Raw genomic sequence first — 4143 nt, 5'->3', positions numbered from 1 at the left:
AGCGGCGGCTTCACCAGCGGCGGCGGCGGCGTCGGTCGCGGCGGCGTCGGCGGTCGCAGCAGCGTCCGTGGCGGTGTCGGCGGCGGCGGCGGCGTCGGCCGAGGCGTCAGCGGCCTTTTCTTCGGCGGCCGGTTGGCAGGCGGCCAGGGCCAGAGCGGCGGCCGAGGCGGCGATCAGAGCAGTGATGCGCATGGGTTTCATCCTTCAGAAGGTTCACGAGATCATGAGTCCTCGCACCCCGGAGCTAACGGGAAGGCGAGACGAAGCGCAAGTAAAAATCTCACGGCTTCGTGAACGGGTGTAACATACGGAAGCGTCAGCTTTCCGCGCCGGTCCTATGGGGCGGGCGGTTGCGTGGCCGGGGTGGACGGCGTCGTGCCGGGCTCCACCGGCAGGGTCGGCGGGGTTTGCGGCGCGCCGGCCGGATCGTGGGACGTCGGCGCGGCGGGATCGACCGGCGGCGGCGTGGCGGTGTCCGAGGGTGCGGGCGTTCCGGTGGTCGGCGCGGTCGCGGCGGCGTCTGCGCCTGCATCCGCGGCTGCATTGTTCTTTGCGTCGTCCTGGCTCGAACAGGCCGCCAGAACCAGGGCGCCGGTCGTCGCCAGGGCGAGGGCGATCGCTCTCATGGGAGATCCTCCAACGGTCGCAGCGACGCCTGGAGCGGTCGCTTTCACGATCCGTCGGCAAGACAACCGGCGAACGGCCGGGGCGTTCCCGGAACCGTGATCAGCGTTGAGCGTCCGTGAAGACGGCGTGAGGCTAGACGGCCGGGGCGGCCGACAGGGTCTCTTCCATCTCGGCGAAGGACGGCTGGGCCGACGAGGGGATGTCGCCGCGACCGATCTCGACCGAGATCTGGGCCGCATTGCCGTGCAGGTGGGCGACCAGCACCGACTGGATGATCTTGTAGTAGGCGCCTTCCTCGTCGACGATCGCCTTCAGGCGCGCGGCCAGGGGGCCGACCAGGCCATAGGCCAGGAATACGCCCATGAAGGTGCCGACCAGGGCGCCGCCGATCATGCCGCCCAGGATTTCCGGCGGCTCGGTGATCGAGCCCATGGTCTTGATGACGCCCAGCACGGCCGCGACGATGCCCAGCGCCGGAAGGGCGTCGGCGAGGTTCTGCAGCGCGCCCGGGGCGCCTGACGCCTCGTGGTGGTGCTTCTCGAGCTGCTTCTCCATGGCGTCCTCGATCTGGTGAGGATCCTCCAGGTTCATCGTCATCATCCGCAGGGTGTCGCAGATGAAGTCCGTGGCGAAGTGGTCCTTCAGCACCTTGGGGTATTTCTGGAAGATGGCGCTCTCGGCCGGCTTCTCGATGTGGCTTTCCAGGGCGATGACGCCCTTGGACTTCATCGTCTTGGTCAGCTGGAACAGCAGCGACAGCAGGTCCTTGTAGTCCTGCTTCTTCCATTTGGGCCCCGCGAAGGCCTTGCCCAGGCCGCTGAGCGAGGACTTCAGCACCGGCACGCTGTTGGAGATCAGGAAGGCGGCGATGCCCGCGCCGCCGATCGCCATCAACTCGTGAGGCGCGGCGTGCAGGATCACCTCGAACTTGCCGCCCGAGATGGCGTAGCTGCCGAACACGAGGGCGAACAGCAGCACAATGCCGATAATCTGGAACATGAGAAGACGGGGAGCCCCAACGCGCGCGAGAGCCCGACCATCGCCGTTAATGATTAATCTGCGGTTGCGATTCCGCGGATATCAGAGACGCGTTTCGCCAGACAGGATCGCCGCGCGGGCCGCATCGGTCAGCTTGGCGTAGCCGTTCTTGCCGCCGCGGACGTAGAGGGCGCCGTCCACCTTGTCCGGATCGAAGCCGTCGGCGACCAGGTCGACCTTGCGGTATTTGAAGGTCCCGGTCGTCTCGGCCGACTTGATCAGGCGGATGAAGGCGGGGCGGGCGTAGGACGGCAGTTCCTGATCCACCCATTCGGCGAAGACCTTGGCCGAGAAGCGGCCGTCGATCACCAGGGCGACCATGCCGGCCTTGCCTTCCTGGCCCGGCACCGGAACGCCGTAGGCCACGACCTCCTTGACGCCCGGCGCGTCGGCCAGCCGCTGTTCGACCTCGGCGGTCGAGACGTTCTCGCCCTTCCAGCGGAAGGTGTCGCCGATCCGGTCGATGAAATAGATGTAGCCGTCCGAGTCCTGCCTCATCAGGTCGCCGGTGCGGAACCAGCGGTCGCCCTTGGCGAACACGTCGCGCAGGATCTTCTTCTCCGACGCCGCCTTGTCGGCATAGCCGGAGAAGGCGTGGCGGGTGTCGTCGCCGATCTGGCCCAGGGCCTCGCCGACCTCGCCCGGCTTGGCCAGCTGGCACAGGCCGTCCGGACCCCGCACGGGCAGTTCGGTGTCGATGTCGAAACGGACCAGCCGACAGTTGATCTGCTTCTTCAGGAAGCCCGGAACGCGGCCGATGGCGCCCGCCTTGCCGTCGAAGTTGAACAGCGAGACGTTGCCCTCGGTCGAACCGTAGAACTCGAGGATCTCGGGCACGGCGAAGCGCTTCTGGAAGTCTTCCCAGACATCGGGGCGCAGGCCGTTGCCGAAGGCGAGACGCAGCTTGTGGACGCGCTCGTCGGGGTTCTCCGGGCAGTTGATCAGATAGCGGCACAGCTCCCCGATATAGACGAACAGGGTCGCGCCCGAGGCCTTCACGTCCGGCCAGAAATTGGTGGCCGAGAAGCGCTTGCGCAGGACCAGGCGGCCGCCGTTCAGCAGGGCGGGGCCGATGCCGACCAGGCCGCCGGTCGAGTGGTACAGGGGCAGGACGTTGAACGTGACGTCCTTCTCGGTTCCCGCAGTGGCTCCGGCGAAGGCGCGCATATAGGTGCGGGCGCGGGCGTGGGTGATCTTGGCCGCCTTGGGCAGGCCGGTCGTGCCCGAGGTGTAGATGTACAGCGCCGTGTCGCGGTTGGTCAGGCCCGAGCGGATCGAGCGGGCGGGCCGCACCGAGGAGCCGCTGCGCACCGGCTTGTCCAGGCCGCGGCGCTCATCGGCTTCGTCCGTGTCGGACAGGCCCAGCACCCAGAGCATCAGGTTGCGGTCGACCAGCGGGCGGGCGTCCTCGACCTTGCGCCAGCAATCCTCGTCGGTGACGACCTGCGAGGCGTTGGAGATGGTCAGGCAGTGGGCCAGGGCGTGGCCGGTCAGGTTGGTGTTGATCAGCGCCGTGCCGACCCCGACCTTGGAGAAGCCGATCCAGGCGGCGATGTATTCGGCCCGGTTCAGCATCACCAGGGCGACCGTATCGCCCCGCTTCAGGCGGCGGCTGACCGCCCAGTGGCCGAACCGGTTGGCCATGGCGTCCAGGTCCCGATAGGAGATCGAGCGGCGGTCGTCCTGGATGGCGATGTGGTCGGAAAACTTGTCGACGGCCTCTTCCCAGTCGTCACAGACCAGGTCGACGCTGTCCATGGTGATCGGCTTGATGCGGCCGAGCAGGCGGCGAAGGCCCTTCACGAACCGAATGTCTCGCCGGATGTTCGCCACCAAACCCATAGCCACGTCCACTCGCCAGATGCCCTCTCTGGTGATGAACAAGCCGGTCTCCCGGGTCAACCGGTGGGAGAATCGTCGCGTCGTTTTTGGCCGGTTGCGAACGGCTTGCGGACCAGTTTGCCGCGGGGCGTGGCGCCGAAGCGGCGGTGACGCAGCGTCACTTCAGGACCCTCTTCCCGCCTCATCCGGCCGGATGACGGCCGTCAAACGGGGCGCTTGCCGCCCCACATGTGTCAGCAAAGGTGTTTCTTCAGGACATTCAACCTGTTCGCGGAACTGCGCTCTTCCGGGGCGGTTGGAAACCCACGCTCAAGGAGGAACAGAGATGTCCGTTACCTATCCCCAAGACCGCGCCGACGCCGCCGGTGAAGAGACCTTCGTCCCCGTCTATGCGCGAACCAAGGCCCAGCTTCGCCGCAAGGGCGGCATGCGCACCTGGATGATCCTCGCCCCGATCGGGGTTCTGGTGATCGGCGGCGCCGCGGCCATGATGCTGATGAACGGCGGCGGCGACGTCGCCGAGGCTCCGCTGGCTGAAGCGGCGGCGACCGCTCCGGTCCTGCCGACGACCCCCGCCCCCTCGATCGCGCCGCTGGCCGCTGAGCCCGCTCCGGTCGACGCCACGCCTGAGCCGGT

Annotated in this window: 5 protein-coding genes; 1 reads left to right on the top strand and 4 read right to left on the bottom strand. The window is 67.5% G+C overall.

Annotation, left to right across the window (positions count from 1 at the left end):
• From Q0C81_RS16930 to Q0C81_RS16915, 4 genes are all read right to left on the bottom strand, one after another.
• The coding region (locus Q0C81_RS16930) for a hypothetical protein (RefSeq protein WP_291840729.1) at positions 1–192 on the bottom strand (192 nt) is incomplete at its 3' end.
• A gap of 143 nt (positions 193–335) precedes the next feature.
• Positions 336–626: a hypothetical protein gene (locus tag Q0C81_RS16925; RefSeq protein ID WP_291840726.1), complete on the bottom strand. Its 291-nt coding sequence runs from the start codon at positions 624–626 to the stop codon at positions 336–338.
• 133 nt (positions 627–759) lie between these two features.
• Positions 760–1626 (bottom strand): flagellar motor stator protein MotA, encoded by an 867-nt coding sequence (gene motA, locus Q0C81_RS16920; protein ID WP_291840725.1) that lies wholly within the window; start codon positions 1624–1626, stop codon positions 760–762.
• A gap of 81 nt (positions 1627–1707) precedes the next feature.
• Positions 1708–3507 carry a long-chain-acyl-CoA synthetase gene (locus tag Q0C81_RS16915; protein ID WP_291840732.1) on the bottom strand — a complete coding sequence of 600 codons (1800 nt, stop codon included), beginning with the start codon at positions 3505–3507 and terminating at the stop codon, positions 1708–1710.
• A 325-nt stretch (positions 3508–3832) separates the two neighbouring features.
• On the opposite strand from Q0C81_RS16915, the gene Q0C81_RS16910 reads away from it, so the two are divergent.
• Positions 3833–4143, top strand: a 311-nt coding sequence (locus tag Q0C81_RS16910; protein ID WP_291840722.1) for a hypothetical protein, incomplete at its 3' end; no start/stop codon positions are given.

It is taken from the genome of Brevundimonas sp., assembly GCF_023259385.1.
Taxonomy (GTDB): domain Bacteria; phylum Pseudomonadota; class Alphaproteobacteria; order Caulobacterales; family Caulobacteraceae; genus Brevundimonas.
Note: the sequence above shows the minus strand (reverse complement) of the source record. Positions and strands in the feature narration are given on the sequence as shown.